The organism is Ruegeria sp. CDSA246 (assembly GCF_059611225.1).
Window position 1 is genome coordinate 1 of record NZ_JBXWPD010000056.1, and the last position, 1,366, is coordinate 1,366.

Sequence of the window (1,366 nt, forward strand, 5' to 3'; positions counted from 1 at the left end):
GACATGGTGTGATCGCGGTGGTCGCTCTCCTTGGGCAAACGAGGCCTGATATTATCAGCCTCACCAATCAAAAGCCGTGAGGAGAACGACCATGAGCCATTATGTTGGTCTCGACGTTTCATTGAAAGAGGTCTCGGTTTGCGTTGTGGATGCGGAAGGCACGGTCTTGCATCGCGCGTCTATTCCGACCGAACCAGATACCATTGCGGAATACATTTCGCGGAGAGCCCCCGATGTGGAGCGCGTCGTGCATGAAAGCGGGATAATGGCCACTTGGCTGACGCGTGAACTTGCGCGCCGAGCTGTGCCGATCACCTGTATCGACGCGCGCATGGCGCATAAGGCTCTGTCGGCGCGCCTCAACAAGTCAGACAAGGCAGACGCGGAAGGGTTGGCACAGTTGGCGCGGACCGGCTGGTTCACCGAGGTCCACATTCGCAGTGAAGCGTCGGACCGCGTGCGAGCACTGGTTGCAGCGCGGGAGAGATTGATCCGCATGCGCAAGGATCTTGAAGCTCATATCCGGGGCGTCCTGAAGACTTTCGGCATCCGCATGGGGCCTGTCCTGCGCGCGCACTATCGACAAGGGTTCCGCGACCAGCTGGCCGAGGCTGGTTCTTGTGATCCAATGTTGGAGCTGCTGGCGCAAACGATGATCCCGATCCACAAAAAGCTTTGCGCCTCGGCGGAAATGCTGGGTGATGAATTGATACATGTCGCCAAACAGAACCCACTGGCGCGGCGCCTCATGACCGTGCCGGGTGTGGGGCCGCTGGTTGCGTTGAATTTCATTGCGACAATAGATGATGCAAGCCGGTTCCGCCGGTCGCGCGATGTCGGCGCGTTCCTGGGGCTGACACCAAGACGATATCAATCCGGTGAGATCGACAGAACAGGCCGCATCTCCAAGTGCGGGGATGCCGAGATGCGTCGATTGCTTGTTTCCGCCGCCACGTCCTTGATGACACAGGTCAGGCGGTTCTCAGCCCTCAAATCCTGGGCAATCCGGCTCAGTACGCGAAAAGGCTTCAAGAAGGCCGCTGTGGCCACCGCGCGCAAAATCGCGGTGATCCTCCACGCGATCTGGCGCGACGGGACAGATTTCAATTGGACAAAGGAGCCTGCAAGCTGACAACCAGAAAGCCCGCCCGAGGATAGGGTGGGTTTGGCGTCCTCCGGGACGGAGGCAGATCGATCTCGCGTAAAGCGGTCGAGGTGGCGCAACCAGCATCAACCTCGTGAATGACATTCCAGACGATCAGCCCCGGACGCCATCATGAAGCAGCATCACCTGACTTCGGAGAGAACCAAGACCCCGGCGGACAACAAATCCAACGCCCTTGACAATACCGCGATCAGAGAACCG

At 58.9% G+C, this 1,366-nt stretch carries 1 protein-coding gene; it reads left to right on the plus strand.

The annotated features are described in order from the left end of the window. Nucleotides 1-91: 91 nt before the first annotated feature. A complete protein-coding gene (locus AC2FI9_RS22790) occupies nt 92-1,132 on the plus strand; it encodes an IS110 family RNA-guided transposase (protein WP_282169972.1) in 1,041 nt (346 codons plus the stop codon). Nucleotides 1,133-1,366 lie beyond the last annotated feature (234 nt).

Bases quoted from the DNA above. Each gene is read 5' to 3' on its own strand.
- AC2FI9_RS22790 (WP_282169972.1), top strand. From the start codon at position 92: ATGAGCCATTATGTTGGTCTCGACGTTTCATTGAAAGAGGTCTCGGTT.